The following is a 16,650-nucleotide window of genomic DNA, read 5'->3' as shown; positions in this document are numbered from 1 at the left end:
TTGACTCCTCATTTTGTATATTTACGTATGAAGCGCCGGATGTGCACCTTTTCGTTTTCCGGTTTTTGCTGACCGGATCTGAATGAGCTGTGCGGCAATGCTGATTGCAATCTCCGCCGGCGTCTCGCTTCCAATCTCGATTCCGATCGGGGCATAGACACTGTCGAGCTGTTCTCCGGTAAAACCCTGCGCTTCCAGTTTTTCGCGCACATACTTTGTCTTTCTGCGGCTTCCCACCACACCGATGTACGACGCGCCGGTGCGAAGCGCAAACGCCTCGGCATCCGCATCGCACCGGTGGCCGCGTGTCACAATCACGAGATAATCATTTTTCCGGATCGAAAGAATCTCGTCCAGTTTCGTAAAATCCACCAGCATGGTCTGCCCGGCGTCCGGGAACAATGCTTTGTCCACATATTCCTCCCGGTCATCGAGTACGATACAGCAGAAATCCAGATGATGCAGCACCGGAACGAGTTCCTGGGCCAGATGGCCGCCGCCGAACAGATAAACCTTTCCGTCGTAGCAGAATTCCTCGGCGTAATACGTTTTCCCGTCCAGTTCCAGAATCCGGCAGTGGCCCGCTTTTTCCTGTGCCGCCGGAAGCATTTCCCACGCTTCTTTTTCCAGCACGCGGATGCCGGTTCCGTCCAGCGCAAAAAAAATCCAGTAACTGCAGTACTGCTCCTGCGCCGCAAGCGCCTGCGCCAGGCTTTCTGCTTCGCCGTGCGCTCCATTCATAAAATAGAAGCACACCTTCACTCTGCCGCCGCAGACCATGCCAAGCCCCTTCCCCTCTCCGGTTCCGAGATCGTATTCTCTGTATTCACTTTTCTTCTCCTGCACCAGCTCCTGCGCATGCAGAACCGCTTGATATTCCAGATTTCCGCCGCCGATAGTTCCGAAAACCCGTCCTTCCCGGCCGACCAGCATATAGGCGCCCGTCGTGCGCGGAATGGAGCCGTCCCCTTCGGTGATAAAGGCAAGAACCGTGTCCTGTCCCTCTTCCAGCTGTGCAAGCAGTTTCCGGTAAAGTTCGTCCATGTTTCCTCTCCTTGTGTCTGATCTCCGGTCTACTTTTCCGTCACCAGTTCGATGGTGTCACCCTTTTGAATCGTGCCGCCGCGCAGCACCACCGCGAAAACGCCCTCCCGCGGCATGATGCATTCGCCCATGCGTTTGAAAATCTCGCAGTGGCTGTGGCACTCCTTTCCGATCTGCGTCATCTCAAGCAGCGCATCCCCGCAGGAAAACCGCGTGCCGACCGGCAGATTCCGGAAATCATATCCTTCCACGATCAGGTTTTCCCCGAAGGCGCCGAGCGGAATATCCGCCCCCTTTGCACGGAAGGCTTCTATTTTTTCATACGACAAAAGGCTCACCTGGCGGTGCCAGTGCCCGGCGTGTGCATCGCCCTCGATGCCCCAGTCTTCCACCAGCTTCGCCGTTTCCACCTCGTGCTTTGCCGTTCCCCGTTTTTCACTGATACAGATTCCTATGATTTTTCCCATTTCTTTTGTTTCCTCTTCTTTTCGAACCGCCGTCATTTCATCCGCCGATGCCGGACATCAGGTGGTGCTCTGTCATATCCTTCGGCCGCTCAAAGCAGTGTTCCATCGGCTTTTTTAAGATTGCCTGTGCCATCACATCCCGCAGATCCGCCGCCGTTCCGTTCTGCAGAACCTCCCGCAGATCCACACCGTTCTCATAACAGAGACAGAGCTTTAAAAAGCCGCGGCTTGTCAGCCGTACGCGGTTGCAGCTTCCGCAGAACTTTCCGTGGATCGCGCTGATAAAGCCGACGGGCATCGACAGCTTTTCGTACCGCACATAAGCCGCAGGACCGTTTCCTTCTTTTTCCTGGTCCGGCGTACATGCCCCATACCACTGTTCCAGCTCTGTTTTCAGCGCCTCATTCGACGGACCCACGTACGATTTTCCGGCGCCCACCGGCATCACCTCGATGAACCGCACCGGGACTTTTTCCTGCTCTGCAAATTCAATCAGTTCCTGCGCATGCAGTTCTTTTCGATGCACCGCATTCAGCTTCACTAAAAGACCCGCCTCTTTGGCCGCGCAGATGCCCTGCTTTACCTGCTCCAGCGCATCGCGTCCGGTAATCGCCGCAAACTCTGCCGCATCCACTGTATCCAGGCTCACATTCACACTGTCACAGCCGGCCGCCTTCAGATCCCTCGCACACGATGCCAGGCGCACGCCATTCGTCGTGATCCCAACGGATGCGGTGCCCGGCACTGCTTTTATTTTCTGCACCAGCTCCACGCACTCTTTTCTTACCAGCGGTTCCCCTCCGGTAATCCGGTAATGCGTGATGCCAAGCCCAGCCGCGGCGTGCACAATCTTCAGCATCTCTTCGACGGTAAGCGGCGGATTCTGTTCCGCCTGCTCCAGTGCACAGCCCGCCGCACTCTCCGGCATACAGTACCGGCATCTCAAATTGCACGCGTCCGTGATGGAAATCCGCAGGTAATCTATCGTTCTGCCATACTGATCCTTCATCGTTTATCTTCCTTTTCCAAAACCGCAGTTCGGGAAGGTGCAGACCTTGCAGTTCAGGCAGAGACCGCCCTCGCCAAGACCGGCCAGCTCCTCCGCTGTCACCTCATCATCTGCAATGAGGCGCGGCAGGACAAGATCGAAAATCGTCCGTTTCGAATACATGACGCATCCCGGCAGGCCGACGATCGGTGTTCCGTTTTCGGCATACGCCAGAAGGAACATGGCTCCCGGCAGCACCGGCGCGCCGTAGGAAACGATGCGTGCTCCGGTATTTTTGATCGCCAGCGGCGTCTTGTCGTCCGGATCCACACTCATTCCTCCGGTGCAGAAGACAAGATCGGCACCCGCTTCCATCGCGCGGCGGCATCCGTCTGTGATCTTCGATGCATCATCATCGTAAACCTCATGAAAGATCATCTCCGCGCCGAATTCTGCCAGCTTTTCCTGGATAACCGGTGTGAAGGTGTCCTCGATCCGATGGTAATACACTTCATTTCCCGTTGTCAGAACCGCAAATTTTTTCTTGTGGAACGGCTTTAAGGTCAGGATCGGCCCGTCGGAACAGACTGCCTGTGCCGTCTCCATCTTCTCTTTTTTGATGACGAGCGGAATAATTCTCGTTCCCGCCAGTTTGTCGCCTTTTTTCACGTATGTATCACCGTGGCGCGTCGCAATCATCATCTCGCCGAGGCTGTTTACTTTTTTCAGCTTCTCGCGGTCCACTTTCAAAAGACCGTCGCAGTCCGCGATCAGTTCAATTTTTCCTTCTTTGACATCGGACGGATGCATGTGATCGTTTTTACACATATCGTAAAGAATCTGTGCCGCCTCATTTTCATGCAGCATTGTATCGTCCTTTTCCCAGATGTAAATGTTGTCCTTTCCGACACTTAACAGCACCGGAATATCTTCTTCTGTAATGATGTGGCCTTTGCGGAATACCGCATCTTTTGTCACACCTTTGATAATCTGTGTAATATCGTGGCAGAGCACCTGGCCTACCGCGTCTTCTGTTTTCATCAGTTTCATCTGAAACGCCTCACTTTTTCTATTTGAATCTATTCCAGTTCCCCGCAGATCACTTCCAGCACGCTTCCGGCGATGCACCGCGCCTTATCGGAAATCGTGAAGCAGTTCTGCAGTTCTTCTTTCCGCGGATCGATGTCCGCAATCTTAAATCCCTTTGTCACCGGATAGCCGTCGCGGATCAGCCCGCGCAGCAGACCGGAGAGAGATGCTTCCACAGGTACCGTCCCGTTTTCTGTCTCAATCTCTGCAATCACAGCCCTGGCTTCCACAATGTCTCCGATCGAAGCCGCATTCCGCAGAATACCTTCCGCCTGTGCATGCATCACACGCTCTTTTCCGTACCCGCCGATGATGCCCGGAATGCCAGTGTTCGGAACCGCGCTTCCGCTTCGGATCACGCGTCCAAGATTATGACCGCGCTTCGTCTCAATTACAACATCCACATCTTCTCCTGCCGTAAAGCCCGGTCCGAGGGCAATCACAAGCGGCGCCATCTCTTTTGTCGTCCCGAGATTTTTCTTCGCCAGAATCGCATCGACCACGACGGCCGGGCGAAGTGCTGCAATGCTTAGTCCCGCCGGATCCACGAGCACCGGAACACCATCTTTCTTCCAGATCCGCTCCATTTCCTGTTCCAGAAGTTCTTTCCGGTTCTTTTTCTCTGCGAGATCCACGTCCATGCGCACGGCTTCCACGTCCTCTACCCTGCACTGCCGGCATATACCGCTTCGCTCAAAGCCACCTGCCGCCGGATCGCCGCCGGGTGCTCTGCTTCCAGAACCAGCAGACGAAAGCCCGCTTTTTTCAGACGATGGATCGTACCGGTTGCAAGATCTCCTGCTCCCCGTACCACGATCAGATCTTTCTTTTTCATCTTCGCTGTCTTCCTTCTTTCGTTTCAGCAGCCGCCGTTTTCTTCCGTCTTCCGCGGTCTGCCTCGTTATTCTCGTGCAAGAATAACGCTTTTTCCATTAATAAAAATACAGGAAAGGACCCGTTTTGTCAACGTGTCCCCGTAAAAAATGTTATTTTTCTTCTGTTCCAAACCACTTCTGAAACGACGCATCGGTGCCTGCGCGGACTTCTTGTTCAAACTTCCGGTACCGCTTCAGGAATTCTTTTCCCTCCGGGGTCAGTACCGTCTGGCCGCCGTTGCTGCCGCCCCGGTTGCCCTGTACCAGCGGGATGCCGAGATCCTCCTCGGCGCGCTTTAAGATTTTCCATCCCTTCGAGTACGCCATCTGCATGCATTTGCAGCCCTTCGAAAGGGAGCCGGTTGCCTCCACATGCTCCATCAGCTCCGCCACACCGGGACCGAAGGCATGATCCGTCCGGCTGACGCGCAGCCGCATGTCGTACCGCAGCTTCTGTCGTAATGTTTCTTCTTTTTCTTCCATCTCCACCTCACACCTCTACAGCAGCACACGGTACTCCGCCTCATAGGCAAGTCCCGCCGTCTGAAGTGCCGCAAGGATTTCTTTTCCCTCTTCCGGCGCTGCTTTCCAGGAAAGGCCGCAGCCCGCCGTAATTTCCCGCGGAACGGGGATCATCCTTCCCGGCAGGCCGTGCGCTCTCGCATACTGCTCCATCTGCATCGCCTGCGTTGTCCCCGCAAACGTCAGAATCCAGGTTTCTTTTCGCTGTCTCATATCGTTTCTTCCTTTTTCCGGCTTCTTTTGTATCCCGGATGCCGGCTGCCGCCTCTCTCACTGCTGCATTTCTTCTTCGGCAAACTCCCGCAGTGCCTGCGCGGCAATCCGGACTTCTTCTTCCGTCAGTACATGGGAAAAGCTGAACCGCACGGCTCCCTGCTCCCGTGTCCCGAGTGCTTCGTGCATCAACGGCGCGCAGTGTGCCCCGCTTCGGACTGCAATACCATAGTTCTCATACAGCCAGTCGCTGACATATCCCGAATCACAGGAGCCGATGTTTAATGCCGCCGTTGGTACCCGCTGCTGCAGATCGTCTGTTCCATATAAAGTAAGTCCCGGGATTCCCTGAATTTCCTCCAGAAAGAGGTGCATCAGCTCCCTCTCTCTTTTGTAAATCATTTCAATCCCCGTCTTCTCCAGATATTCCAGCGCTCCCAGAAGTCCCGCAATTCCGTGGACATTTAAAGTTCCAGCTTCCAGGTGCTCCGGCATCGCCGCAGGCTGTTCTTTTTCATAGCTTCGGATTCCGCTTCCGCCCATTTTGAGCGGCCGGATCGAAAGTTTGGGACGAACGTAGATTCCGCCGGTTCCCTGCGGCCCTAATAGTCCCTTGTGGCCGGAAAAACAGAGCACGTCGATCCCGCTTTTCTGTACATCAATCGGCAGAATCCCCGCTGTCTGCGCCGCATCGACGATCAGAAGCAGGGAATGGTGTTCCGCAATTTCGCACACCCGCGCAAGATCCGTGATATTTCCGGTCAGGTTGGAGGCATGCGTAACGACAAACGCTTTCGTGTTTTTCCGCACTGCCGCTTCCATCTGATCGTAATTGATCCTTCCAGATACATCCGCCGGGATCACGGAAAGCTCCAGTCCCTGTTTTTCCAGTGCATACAGCGGGCGCAGAACGGAATTATGCTCGCAGACTGTCGTGATCACATGATCCCCCGGCCCGAAGAGTCCGAAAATTGCCGTGTTCAGTGCCTCCGTATCGTTGCACGTAAATGCAATCCGCTCCGGGCTCTCCGCGTGAAACAACTCTGCCAGCCGCATTCTCGTCTCAAAGACGATGCGGCCCGCATCCAGTGTCGCATCGTGTGCACCGCGGCCTGCATTTCCACAGCCGCGCAGTGCCTGGATCATACGCTCCTCTGCTTCTTTTGGATGCCACAGCGACGTTGCCGCCGAATCGAGGTAAATCATGGCTTAATCACGCGGTCTGCGCTGCTCATGCGCTCCACGATGTCATACATGTTGGTCACACTGCCGACCTGCAGCTTTTCGGTGATGCCGTAGAAGTTCAGGCATGTTCCACAGGTCAGAATTTCAACGCCGCGCGCTGCCAGATCTTTCAGATCCTCCAGGGACTCGGAACCCTCGCAGGTCAACTTTGCACCGCCGTTGTAGCACAGAATCGTATCCGGCAGCTCATCCTGCTGGGTCAGTGCATAAAGGAAGCTCTTCATCAGAATTTTACCCAGCTCCTCGGCTCCTTCGCCCATATGTCTGCAGAAAGAACAACGAGTTTTGTTTTCTTTGCCGCCGGTACGAGGCATACGGTTTTCTCTTCTGTTTCAGCCGGCTCTGTTTCCGATACGGTGAACTCCACATGATACTCTTTTTCTTTCTTCTCTTTTACCAGAAAGCCATATCCTTTCTGCTGCGCCATTTTTCCAGGTTCTGCACGGCGATTTCATTATCCACCAGAACCTCCACTTTTCCGCTTCCCGCAAGTTCTGCAATCGCATTTTTTGCCTTTACCAGCGGTACCGGGCACACATCACCCATTGCGTTTACTGTCTTTTTCTCCATCTCTGCCATTTTTCATCCTCCCTGCCTTACCATTTCCTGCTCTGTGTCACATAAATTTCGGTTCCTGCCGGCTCTGTGATTTTTCCAACGATTGCTGCCGGAATCCCCTGCTCCAGCAGTTTTCTCTGCATTTTTTCTGCATCCACGGCATCCACGGCCATCAGAAGCCCTCCCGATGTCTGCGGGTCAAACAGCACCTCCTGCATGCCGAACGGTATATCCTTAAAGGTCACATACTGCTCCAGATGATTCCGGTTCCGCTGGCCTGCCGCAGTGATCAGAAACTCCTCCGCCGCTTCCACAGCCCCCGGGAACACCGGAATCTGATCCGCCCAGATATGGCAGGACACGCCCGACTCCATCATCTCATGCAGATGTCCTAGGAAACTAAAGCCCGTTACATCGGTACAGGCATGAATGTTATACTTCCGTGCCGTCTCCGAGGTGTACTTATTCAGCGTCATCATCGATTCCACTGCCTTTTGAAATCCCCCCGGGTTTTCCTCCCCGACGCGGTGCGCCGCACAGAGAATGCCGGTTCCGAGCGGTTTCGTCAGAATGAGCAGATCACCCACGCGGCCCGTATTGTTCTGCCAGATCCGGTCCGGATGCACGGTTCCCGTGACAGAAAGGCCGTATTTTACACTGTCATCCGCAATCGAATGACCGCCGGAGAGCGATCCGCCCGCCTCCTGCACCTTTTCCGCGCCGCCGCGCATGATTTCTCCGAGGACATTCAGATCCATCTGTCCGGAAAGCAGACGATATTCAGGCTGTCCGCACCTCTCCGCCCATCGCATAGATGTCGCTTAAGGCATTCGCCGCCGCAATTTTTCCAAACGTGTACGGATCCTCCACCACCGGCGGAAAGAAATCCAGCGTCTGGACCATCGCAAGGTCGTCCGTCAGCCGGTAGACGGATGCATCGTCTTTGCTGTCATAGCCCACCAGCAGATTCGGATCCTTTTCCCCTTTCGGCAGCTTCTCCAAAATATGTTCGAGCACGCCTGCCCCGAGCTTTGCCGTACAGCCGCCGCTCTTACAGAAAATAATTTTTTCTTCTTCCATCGTTACCTGTTCCCTCTTTTTTCAGCTTCTTCCGCACTCTCCGTCCGTTCCGCGCAGAAGTCCCAGCGCATGCGGCAGGGTATCAAGTACAAATCCAAGACTCTCTTCCACCGCCTTCGGGCTTCCCGGCAGATTGATAATCAGCGTCCGATGACGGATTGCACTCACTGCCCGGCTCAGCATCGCCCGTTTTGTGATCGCCATGCTGCCCGCGCGGATCGCCTCCGCGATGCCAGGTGCCACACGGCCGGATACCGCCAGAGTTGCCTCCGGTGTCACATCCCGCATGGAAAATCCCGTGCCGCCTGTCGTGAGGACAAGATCGCACTGCTCCAGATCGGCAAGCCGGATCAGTTCCTCCTCGATCATCGCCCGCTCATCCGGCAGAAGGCGCATCGAAACGACCTCATACTGCTCCGCCGGAAGCAGCTCTTTGATCTTTGGGCCGCTCTTATCCTCGCGCTCGCCCTGATAGCCTTTGTCACTTAACGTTACAATTCCCACCCGGAAAACCGGGAAATCTTTCTTTTCTGCCATGCTTTATTTTTCCTCTTTCTGATAGATATAATGACCGCTCTTTCCGCCGTCCTTTTCCAGAATGTGGATATCACGAATCACCATGCCGCGGTCCATCGCCTTGCACATATCGTAGATCGTGAGCAGCGCTGTGGAAACACCAGTCAGCGCCTCCATCTCCACGCCGGTCTTTCCGACACATGATGTGGTGCACACGGCTGTAATAGAATTTGTATTCTCGTCCGTGGTAAATGTCACTTCGCAGTTCGTCAGCGGCACAATGTGGCACAGCGGAATCAACTCCGCATTCTTCTTCGCCCCCATGATTCCTGCCAGCCGTGCAACGCCGAGCACATCGCCTTTTTTCGCCGTATGGTCCCGCACGGCTGCAAATACCTCCGGGCTTACCTGTATGGTTCCCGTCGCCGATGCTGCCCGGTACGTGTCCGGCTTCTCATGGACATCGACCATGACGCGCTGCCGTCTTTCTTAAAATGGGTAAATTCCGCCATCCGTCTCCTCCGTTCTATTTCCGTTTTATTCTCCGGGTTCCCACTCTTCTTCCGCTTCACGCACGGGAAGCTCTGCTCTCCCATACCAGGGATTCGTGTTCTCACCGCTTTGTCTTCTGTTTCCTGTCGCGCACGTAACCAGAATATGCTCGATCCCCTGCCTGCGCAGCAGCTCCACAAGTTTCTCTGCGGCCGCCCGGTGTTCTTTTTCCTCATACTGGTGCAGTACCGCATAAAACGTTCTGCCTTTCAAATCCTTCTGCTGTCCCTGTTCCGATGCGATCAGCCGTGCCAGATCTTCTTCCGTGATATGGTGTTCCATCGTACAGCCAAGCAGTTCCGCCGCCCGTTCTGCCCGAAAGCAGCCCTTGCCAAGCGGCTGTCCCAGTGCCGAAAGACCTGTCACACCAATCACAAGATCTGAAGAGGAAAGCAGCGCCGGTTCATGTTCCGCCGGTGCCTTGCACGGCAGGTGCCTCGCGCCGTCCGCCTCGATCAGCGTCAGATCGGCCTTTTTGCGTGCCGCTTCAAATAGTTCCGTTTCCGGCATGGAAAGCTTTTCCGGATCCCGGCAGGCACTCCCGATAATCGCTGCGCGGCCTGTGCGAAATTTTCTTTCGACCGCTTCCAGACTCTGGTCATGCCATTCCTTCGGCGGACGGTAAATGTGCGTCGAAGTTGTCACCAGTACCTTCTGATCGTTTTTTACACAAAAGCCTGCCATCTCGTACAGCAGCGTCGTTTTTCCGCCGCCGCCGATGATAGAAACTACATGGTTCTTTTCCTTTAAAAAGGGGAACGCCGTTCCCATTCCTACCGGCTCCAGCTTCTGTTTTTCTGTTTTCTGCCAGATTCGAAGCATCTCCTCTGCCCCCTTCTGCCGTCTTTCTTTCTCACTCTACCATACTCATTTTGGGCTGTCAAATTTTACTCACGCCGAAAAAACTTGAAAAAAGAACTGCCCCGATCGGGCATCCCCATCAGAGCAGTTCTTCTATTCTTACTGAACGTGTACGGTAAGCACCGCCGCATTTGATCTGTTTCCATCGCTGTCCGTCACATGATACGTCAGCGTGTAATCTCCCGGCACTGCAGTATCCACATCGCCGTCGATCTCAATCTGGTTAAAGAGTGACTCCTGGCTGTCTGCATCATCGGTCATCTCTTTGATATAGCTGGTTTTGTCCAGATCGTTTCCGGCTTCCACTGTTACTTCATACGTATTCAGGTACAGTTTTGGGCTTTCCGCCGGCAGTGCTTCGATTTCCATCTGCGCATCTGTCTCATTTTTTGTGCCCTCTGTGTCATTCTGCTGCGGCTCCTCTGCTGCCGGTGCAGACTCATCTGCCGCCCCACTGTTATCCGTTTCCTGCGTAGCCTCATTTTCCGCCGGGGTATCTTCCGCTGCAGCTTTATAATTCACGCGGCGTGTTGCTTTTGATACATTATTGTGACTGTCCTTTGCCGCATAGACAACCGATGCACTGGTATGGTCATCGTTCGGGAAAATGTTTTCAATCACCAGCGAATCTGTCACATCTCCGTCTTTCTCATCCGTTGCAGTAGCGCCTTCCAGCAAAGGCGCTGTATCACTGCCTTCCTCATACGTTACATCCCCATCAGCTGGAAGCTCGATTTCCGGGCCTTTTCGGTCGTCCGTCACTACGACAGCTGCTGTACCGGCTCCTAGCGCCACGCACAGGACAATCAAACCTGCAACAATCCCTTTTTTCATGGCAGTTAATCGTCCTCCTCCTGGCCGTAATCTCCATATTTGTACTGACCGTATTTTCCGTATTTACCATACGCCTGTTTCTGCATATCCACCTTGTTCAGGACAACGCCAAGCAGCGGGCAGTTACTTCTCTCGAGCTGGCTCTTTACTTCCTGTGCAAAACGATAGCTGATCACACCGGACTCAATGACCATGATTGAACCATCACAGATTTCTGCAACGATTGCACTGTCGATAACGCTTCCAAGCGGAGGAGTATCCACAATCACATAATCGTAAACTTTACGAAGTGCATTTAAAAGACTTCGGAAGTTCTTTCCCCCCAGAAGCTCTGCCGGATTCGGCGGAAACGGGCCGGAATAAATCATGTAAAAGTTCTTTACATTGGTAGAACAGATGACATCCTCCAGAGTTGCCTGACCGGACAGGAAGTGTGCCAGTCCGCGAACAGATTTCTGTGTTTTCGTTCTTCCAAGAAGAACCGATTTCCGAAGATCGGCATCGATCAAAATCACTCTTTTTCCGCTCTCTGCAAGAGAAATGCCGAGCTGCATAGAAACACTGCTCTTTCCCTCATTTGGTGTACAGCTTGTAACCGCGATTACTTTCTTATCTTCTCCGCAGAACTGAAGGTTGGTCCGAAGAGATTTGTAGGCTTCCACAATCTGATAGCCTGATTTTTCCTGTTTTACTACTACCTGATTCACGTTCCGTATCCTCCCTTATTTCTTTCTTCCACGGCCGTTTTTGTTTTTCTTCTTGCTCTTTTTCTGTCCTTCTGCAAGAGGAATTATGCCGAGTGTACTGACACCCAGATAACGTTCTACATCTTCGGAGGTCTGGATGGTGTCATTTGTCAGATAAACAATAATGATGATGACAATCGCGATAAATGCCCCTGCTATTGCACCGATCAGCCCGTTTTTCTTAATACTTGGGCTTACCGGCTCATCTGGAATATTCGCCTCATCTACCACATTTACAGCTTCTGTGTTCATAACGTTCTGAATATGATCTGATGCTGCTACACGGATTGCATCCGCCATCTGGCTTGCTACATACGGATCTTCGTCTTTTACTGTAATCGAAAGGATACGCGTATCGTTCTGTGTAGTAACAGTAATTTTGTTCAAAAACTCCTCATAGGTAAGATCCAGATTTAACTGTGCAATAACGGTTTCAACAACCTGACGGCTCTGAATCAGCTCCGCATAGTCTTTGGTTAAAAGAGAACTTGCCTGCAGATCTCCACTTGTTACAGTACTGCTACTGTCCTGTTTTGACAGTACATACATTTTTGTCGTCGATTCATACTGCGGCTTCATAAATACTTTGCTGACCAGTACCATCAGAAGGCCAAGTGCCAATGCAGCTAAAATCACATAGCCAATTTTGCTCCAGAGCACACGAAGCAGTTCCAGTAAATCGATTTCAATTTCATCCTGATTCTGTTGATTCGTTTCCATCTTCTTCTCCTGACTTTTTTTAGATTTCTCCGGCATCCCTTAAGATTTCCATCGGATTATCGTGGAAAATCCTTTCGGCATATGCCTCTCCCATTTTTTTTGAAACATAGGCAGCGCCTGCTCCTATGTTGGGAATACGTGTTTTTGTGTTGTGGGAATCGCTGCCGACAAAACCGAGCAGATCTTCCTTCATCAGTTTTCTGCAGTAGCGTTTTGCCCCCCACGTATACTTTCCAAGTATACTTTCCACATTCACCTGCAGTCTTGCGCCCATATCCACCAGATCGCTGGAAAATCCGACGCTCTTTACCGTTGCCTGATAGCGCTCCACATGCGCGATAATCGGTTCATAACCGCAGGACAGTACATTGTAGACTCTCTCACGGATATGCTGTGCGGAATCTCCCTCGGAAAATTCCAACAGAACATAGGATGAACCGGCCATGGTCACATATTTCCGTTTTTCCAGGATATCCTGAAGATCCATGTTCGAGTGAAGTTCACACCCGAGATAAAGCGACATATCCGGATATTCCTTTTTTGCCGCTTCCTGCAGTTTCAGAAACTGCTCATGTACCTTTTTTGCCGGTGTTTCAAACATCCGCCGCCGATAATGCGGTGTGATGATAATCTTCCTGACCCCGTCCTCGTGCTGCATTTTCAGCATCGCCAGCGACTCTTCCAGGTCAGCTGCACCGTCGTCTACCCCCGGGACCATATGGCAGTGTACATCAAATAATTCCTTCATACCTTATCCCTCTTTTTGTGTTCTTTCTTCAAGTCACGCATACTTAGACATTCTACTTTAGTATACATCCTTTTGTGATCTCTGGCAATACAAAAAACATACTCTGTATTTATTTTTTAACATTTTTGTCAAACTTGCCTAAAATGAGGGATAAAAAAGAGACCTCCATTTTCATGTCGGCCTCTCCCGTTATTTTCTGCAGATGAAAACCCCTGCCTCTTTTGTGATCGCAATTCCGCCGTGTTTCTGAATTTTCTTTTCCAGAAATTCTTTGAATTCCCGCTGTCTCGGATACAGATACTCATTCTGATTTCCATGGCAGGAAAGGATATAGTCCAGAAGCGGCTCCGGCCGGTCGACCCAAAGACTGTCCTCGTAGATTCTTTTCTCTACGCTGCCAAAATAAGGCTTTAACTGCTTTTCTCCGTGATCCAGACCAAAAATAGTATACAGCGCCACCTCCGAAAGATTGATCTGCGGATCAAACTCCTGTACCAGATCGGTAATCTCTTTCATATGGCCTTTTCCATACGTACTGCAGTAGAACACGCCGTCATCTGAAAGCACACGGCTGATTTCCTGCAGACCGCGGGACAGATTCTGGACATAGAACAAAACATGATTTGCAATAATCCGGTCGTATTCCGCATCCGGAAACGGAAGCTTCTGGCAGTCCAGTGTCCGGAAATCAAAACAGGATGCCTTTTCTTCTCCCAGATTTTCCGCCGCATCCCGGATCATGCCGTCTGACAGGTCAGACAGACAGATATACTTTCCTTTCAGCACGGATGGCTCCGCTTTTTTCCAGAGCTGTCCGTTTCCGCAGCCAATCTCCAGAATCCGGCGCGCACCGTCAAAATCCATCTGTTCCAGAAGCCACGGGAACCATCCCTTTTTATTTTGGGAATACTGCTCGTGCAGCGAAATACGGATATTCAGGTTTTCCCCGTTTTTGTACTGCTCCACCAGCATCTTTTCCATATCGGTCAGATGAATCAGGTTCAGAATGCCGGTCCAGTCGATCTGGTTCGTCTCCTCCAGAATCTGTGTCGTATTCTGCAGTGCCTTTTCCATCTGCTCCAGATTTTCCATCTTCTTGTGCACAAGTCCGATCTGCATTTTCAATGATTTCAGAATATCCGCACTCGTATCGTGAATCGTCATATTTCCGATCTCATTCAGGGAAAATCCGAGATATTTCAGCGATAAAATTTTCTGCAGCTTCAGAAAATCCTCATCCGAATACATCCGATAACCGGACTCGTTGATAAAGCTTGGCTTCAGCAGCCCTTTTTTGTCGTAATAGCGAATTGTCCGAATGGTCACATGGGCCATCCGGGCAAATTCACCAGTGGTATAATATTGATCCATATCCACCACTCCTTCGCAAAAGCCGCTTTTTTGCGGCCTTTGCATTTCACTTTTCTCTCTTACAGACGGTCTTTGTACATCTCAGCGAAGTAGTTCTGATACTCACCGCTGATGATGTGTTTCCACCAGTCTTCGTTATCCAGATACCACTGAATTGTCTGTGCAATTCCTGTATCGAAGTTGTATTTTGGTTTCCATCCAAGCTCAGTCTCGATCTTGGTCGGGTCGATTGCATATCTTCTGTCATGGCCCGGGCGGTCTTTTACGTATTTGATCAGAGATTCCGGTTTGTCCAGAGCTTTCAGGATAGTCTGTACTACCTGAAGGTTTGTTCTCTCGTTGTGTCCGCCAATGTTGTAAACCTCGCCTACTTTACCTTTATGGATAATCAGGTCGATTGCTTCGCAATGATCGGATACGTGCAGCCAGTCTCTGACATTCTCACCGTTTCCGTATACCGGAAGCTCTTCGTCTGCCAGTGCGCGGCTGATCATAAGCGGAATCAGCTTTTCCGGGAAGTGATACGGGCCGTAGTTGTTGGAGCATCTGGAAACGGTAACCGGGGTACCGAAGGTTCTGTGGTAAGCCAGTACAAACAGGTCTGCGCTTGCTTTGGATGCAGAGTACGGACTGGAGGTGTGGATCGGAGTATTCTCTGTAAAGAACAGGTCCGGGCGATCCAGCGGAAGGTCTCCGTAAACCTCATCGGTAGATACCTGATGATATCTCTTTACGCCGAATTTTCTGGAAGCATCCAGCAGTACACGGGTTCCCATTACGTTGGTCTGAACAAAGATGCCAGGATCCTCAATGGAACGGTCTACATGGCTCTCTGCTGCGAAGTTGACAACAACGTCAAATTTCTCTTTTTCAAACAGATCCATGATGAAAGCTTCGTCTGCGATATCACCTTTTACAAATTTGTAGTTTGGTTTGTCCTCAACCGGTTTCAGAGTCTCCAGGTTCCTGCATAGGTCAGCAGGTCCAGGTTTACGATCTGATAATCCGGGTATTTGTTTACCATATGATGTACGAAGTTTCCGCCGATAAATCCGGCTCCGCCTGTTACTAATACTTTCATGCTTTTTCTCCTTTTTGGTGTGTTTATCTTCTCAGTTTTATGTCAATTCAACTTGTTGTACTCTCACTATAATGGGTGACGTTGCGTCATGGTCAAGAGGAGAATGAAAAAAGTTTGTGAAAATCTTGTTTTTTCCCCTCCTCCCTGTCTATCTTAGAATTTTTACGGCGATTCTCGTAATATACTGTTCCATTTTCTTACTGGTCAGCGCGTCCACCATATATTCCTCATAAAAGCGGTCGTCCAGCAAAAGTCTCTGTTCCGTGGCATACCAGAACAGCTTCCGGTACGCCGCTTCAATTCCCTGCCATGGTCCTTTATAATAATAGCAAAGATACTCTCCCTCCGGCCGAACCGTGTATCGCACTTTCGCCGGCACACGATCAAAAATCAGATAAAAATCACGGTAATCCAGAAAATTCCCCGTTTCCAGTGTTTCCCGTTTCTGAACAAACCCAACATTATACGAACTTCGATTTCCGTATTGCCCACAGTAAGCATAGAGCTCTCCGATTTTCTGATTGACTGCCAGATTATCCGCTGACTCGCTGTGGTTTGTGACAAGATACTGCAACGGCAGGGTATGAATTCCCACAGGACAGAAGGGATCTTTTTCAAACGCCTCACGGCATTCCACCGATGCCTGTGCCAAAAACCGCTTCTTTTCCCCAATCCAGCGCTGCATCTCGCGGAGCCGCTGCATTTTTTCGCGCACCACCTTCTCCTCCTGTTCCAGCAGTACTCCGAATTTTTCAGGACTTCGCTGTTCCAGATAATTTCGAATCTCTGCCAGCGGCATGCCCAGCTCCCGCAGCATTCCGATCACATCAAACGTTTCCATCTGATCCATCGCATAATACCGGTAGCCGTTTGTCCCTCTTCTTTTTGGTACGAACAGCCCAATCTCATCATAATGGAAGAGCGTTTCCTTTGTCGTGCCTACCAGCGTTGCAAATCGCCCCGCGCTTAAATACTCCTGTTTTCCCATTTCTGACTCCTTTTCCTGAATATGTGCTCTCGGAATTTTTCCTGTTTTTCACCTTTTTTGCACTTGACTATAGGGTTACCCTATCCTTTATAATAGCAAACGATTCAAATTTTCACAAGAAATCTTTCCCATCTAAAGCGTGTCTGAAAAAG

The 16,650-nt window shown here is 51.4% G+C and carries 15 protein-coding genes and 5 pseudogenes; all 20 read right to left on the bottom strand.

Translation table 11 applies throughout. The annotated features are described in order from the left end of the window. Positions 1–21: 21 nt before the first annotated feature. On the bottom strand, positions 22–1,044 hold the full coding sequence (locus DXA55_RS08570) for an XdhC family protein (protein ID WP_117813750.1): 1,023 nt from the start codon (positions 1,042–1,044) through the stop codon (positions 22–24). Between the two features lie 29 nt (positions 1,045–1,073). Then, positions 1,074–1,511, bottom strand: coding sequence for an MOSC domain-containing protein (locus DXA55_RS08565; RefSeq protein ID WP_022462461.1), 438 nt, complete (start codon positions 1,509–1,511; stop codon positions 1,074–1,076). 37 nt (positions 1,512–1,548) lie between these two features. Next, the gene (gene moaA / locus DXA55_RS08560; protein WP_117813748.1) at positions 1,549–2,520 is read right to left on the bottom strand and encodes a GTP 3',8-cyclase MoaA; all 972 of its coding nucleotides are present in this window, start codon (positions 2,518–2,520) and stop codon (positions 1,549–1,551) included. A 3-nt stretch (positions 2,521–2,523) separates the two neighbouring features. Then, positions 2,524–3,549, bottom strand: a complete 1,026-nt coding sequence (locus DXA55_RS08555; RefSeq protein WP_117802062.1) for a molybdopterin-binding protein — start codon at positions 3,547–3,549, stop codon at positions 2,524–2,526. Positions 3,550–3,578: 29 nt separating this feature from the next. Continuing rightward, positions 3,579–4,423, bottom strand: a pseudogene (yqeB, locus tag DXA55_RS08550) (selenium-dependent molybdenum cofactor biosynthesis protein YqeB). Positions 4,424–4,574: 151 nt separating this feature from the next. Next, on the bottom strand, positions 4,575–4,946 hold the full coding sequence (locus tag DXA55_RS08545) for a winged helix-turn-helix domain-containing protein (RefSeq protein ID WP_117813837.1): 372 nt from the start codon (positions 4,944–4,946) through the stop codon (positions 4,575–4,577). Positions 4,947–4,961: 15 nt separating this feature from the next. After that, complete coding sequence (locus DXA55_RS08540; RefSeq protein ID WP_022462466.1) at positions 4,962–5,198, bottom strand: DUF3343 domain-containing protein; 237 nt, start codon at positions 5,196–5,198, stop codon at positions 4,962–4,964. 57 nt (positions 5,199–5,255) lie between these two features. Then, entirely contained in the window at positions 5,256–6,404 is a 1,149-nt protein-coding gene (locus DXA55_RS08535; RefSeq protein ID WP_117813746.1) for an aminotransferase class V-fold PLP-dependent enzyme, read from the bottom strand. After that, positions 6,401–7,013, bottom strand: a pseudogene (gene yedF, locus DXA55_RS19255) (sulfurtransferase-like selenium metabolism protein YedF). The gene DXA55_RS08535 and the pseudogene yedF overlap by 4 nt, the downstream one beginning before the upstream one ends. A 26-nt stretch (positions 7,014–7,039) precedes the next feature. Further along, positions 7,040–8,081 (bottom strand): annotated as a pseudogene (gene selD / locus DXA55_RS08520) (selenide, water dikinase SelD). Between the two features lie 21 nt (positions 8,082–8,102). Beyond that, entirely contained in the window at positions 8,103–8,618 is a 516-nt protein-coding gene (locus tag DXA55_RS08515; RefSeq protein WP_022462470.1) for a MogA/MoaB family molybdenum cofactor biosynthesis protein, read from the bottom strand. Positions 8,619–8,621: 3 nt separating this feature from the next. Then, a pseudogene (moaC, locus tag DXA55_RS08510) lies at positions 8,622–9,109 on the bottom strand (cyclic pyranopterin monophosphate synthase MoaC). Positions 9,110–9,134: 25 nt separating this feature from the next. Next, positions 9,135–9,971 carry a selenium cofactor biosynthesis protein YqeC gene (gene yqeC / locus DXA55_RS08505; protein WP_117813744.1) on the bottom strand — a complete coding sequence of 279 codons (837 nt, stop codon included), beginning with the start codon at positions 9,969–9,971 and terminating at the stop codon, positions 9,135–9,137. 138 nt (positions 9,972–10,109) lie between these two features. Further along, complete coding sequence (locus DXA55_RS08500; protein ID WP_117813742.1) at positions 10,110–10,844, bottom strand: immunoglobulin-like domain-containing protein; 735 nt, start codon at positions 10,842–10,844, stop codon at positions 10,110–10,112. Positions 10,845–10,849: 5 nt separating this feature from the next. Continuing rightward, positions 10,850–11,551: a polysaccharide biosynthesis tyrosine autokinase gene (locus DXA55_RS08495; protein ID WP_055227943.1), complete on the bottom strand. Its 702-nt coding sequence runs from the start codon at positions 11,549–11,551 to the stop codon at positions 10,850–10,852. A 15-nt stretch (positions 11,552–11,566) separates the two neighbouring features. Continuing rightward, positions 11,567–12,310, bottom strand: a complete 744-nt coding sequence (locus DXA55_RS08490) for a YveK family protein (protein ID WP_055228010.1) — start codon at positions 12,308–12,310, stop codon at positions 11,567–11,569. 19 nt (positions 12,311–12,329) lie between these two features. After that, positions 12,330–13,058 (bottom strand): CpsB/CapC family capsule biosynthesis tyrosine phosphatase, encoded by a 729-nt coding sequence (locus DXA55_RS08485; RefSeq protein WP_055227942.1) that lies wholly within the window; start codon positions 13,056–13,058, stop codon positions 12,330–12,332. 189 nt (positions 13,059–13,247) lie between these two features. Further along, on the bottom strand, positions 13,248–14,429 hold the full coding sequence (locus DXA55_RS08480; protein ID WP_117802055.1) for a MerR family transcriptional regulator: 1,182 nt from the start codon (positions 14,427–14,429) through the stop codon (positions 13,248–13,250). A 59-nt stretch (positions 14,430–14,488) separates the two neighbouring features. Further along, positions 14,489–15,510 (bottom strand): annotated as a pseudogene (gene rfbB / locus DXA55_RS08475) (dTDP-glucose 4,6-dehydratase). A gap of 148 nt (positions 15,511–15,658) precedes the next feature. Then, positions 15,659–16,498: a MerR family transcriptional regulator gene (locus DXA55_RS08470; protein ID WP_117813740.1), complete on the bottom strand. Its 840-nt coding sequence runs from the start codon at positions 16,496–16,498 to the stop codon at positions 15,659–15,661. Between the last annotated feature and the right edge of the window lie 152 nt (positions 16,499–16,650).

The organism is Blautia sp. OF03-13 (assembly GCF_003460685.1).
GTDB classification, from domain to species: domain Bacteria; phylum Bacillota; class Clostridia; order Lachnospirales; family Lachnospiraceae; genus Fusicatenibacter; species Fusicatenibacter saccharivorans.
This window is presented reverse-complemented; position numbering and strand designations above follow the sequence as displayed.

Coding starts and splice junctions, on each gene's coding strand:
- yqeC (WP_117813744.1), bottom strand. CDS start 9,971: ATGCTTCGAATCTGGCAGAAAACAGAAAAACAGAAGCTGGAGCCGGTA.
- DXA55_RS08545 (WP_117813837.1), bottom strand. CDS start 4,946: ATGGAAGAAAAAGAAGAAACATTACGACAGAAGCTGCGGTACGACATG.
- DXA55_RS08470 (WP_117813740.1), bottom strand. CDS start 16,498: ATGGGAAAACAGGAGTATTTAAGCGCGGGGCGATTTGCAACGCTGGTA.
- DXA55_RS08515 (WP_022462470.1), bottom strand. CDS start 8,618: ATGGCAGAAAAGAAAGATTTCCCGGTTTTCCGGGTGGGAATTGTAACG.
- DXA55_RS08480 (WP_117802055.1), bottom strand. CDS start 14,429: ATGGATCAATATTATACCACTGGTGAATTTGCCCGGATGGCCCATGTG.
- DXA55_RS08555 (WP_117802062.1), bottom strand. CDS start 3,549: ATGAAACTGATGAAAACAGAAGACGCGGTAGGCCAGGTGCTCTGCCAC.
- DXA55_RS08485 (WP_055227942.1), bottom strand. CDS start 13,058: ATGAAGGAATTATTTGATGTACACTGCCATATGGTCCCGGGGGTAGAC.
- DXA55_RS08500 (WP_117813742.1), bottom strand. CDS start 10,844: ATGAAAAAAGGGATTGTTGCAGGTTTGATTGTCCTGTGCGTGGCGCTA.
- DXA55_RS08570 (WP_117813750.1), bottom strand. CDS start 1,044: ATGGACGAACTTTACCGGAAACTGCTTGCACAGCTGGAAGAGGGACAG.
- DXA55_RS08565 (WP_022462461.1), bottom strand. CDS start 1,511: ATGGGAAAAATCATAGGAATCTGTATCAGTGAAAAACGGGGAACGGCA.
- DXA55_RS08535 (WP_117813746.1), bottom strand. CDS start 6,404: ATGATTTACCTCGATTCGGCGGCAACGTCGCTGTGGCATCCAAAAGAA.
- moaA (WP_117813748.1), bottom strand. CDS start 2,520: ATGAAGGATCAGTATGGCAGAACGATAGATTACCTGCGGATTTCCATC.
- DXA55_RS08540 (WP_022462466.1), bottom strand. CDS start 5,198: ATGAGACAGCGAAAAGAAACCTGGATTCTGACGTTTGCGGGGACAACG.
- DXA55_RS08490 (WP_055228010.1), bottom strand. CDS start 12,310: ATGGAAACGAATCAACAGAATCAGGATGAAATTGAAATCGATTTACTG.